Source organism: Streptomyces sp. ADMS, assembly GCF_033441795.1.
In the GTDB taxonomy this organism is placed as follows: Bacteria; Actinomycetota; Actinomycetes; order Streptomycetales; family Streptomycetaceae; genus Streptomyces.
Genome location: NZ_JAVFVX010000663.1, coordinates 1 through 223, shown reverse-complemented (window position 1 = coordinate 223; position 223 = coordinate 1). Strand labels below are relative to the sequence as shown.

The 223-nt window shown below is 75.8% G+C and carries 1 pseudogene; it reads left to right on the top strand.

Annotated features, from left to right (window positions below):
• Window positions 1–16: 16 nt before the first annotated feature.
• Window positions 17–223: pseudogene (locus tag RB628_RS42395) on the top strand (mobilization protein); the annotation flags it as partial.

Below are 223 nucleotides of genomic sequence, written 5' to 3'. Positions count from 1 at the left end.
GCAGGAGGCCATCGCCATGCGCGAACTCGACACGGCCGAGGACGTGAACGACGTCTTGGTCTGGCGACTGCGTCGCCTCGCCCAGCTCCCCGCCCACCCGGGCGAAGCCACTCGACGCCCGCAGGCCGGCACCGGCCGCGCCAAGTCTGCGGCCAACCGGACCGGCGCTCGGACCGGACCTCCGGCAGCGACTCGGCCCGCCGCCCCGGACCCGCACAACCGC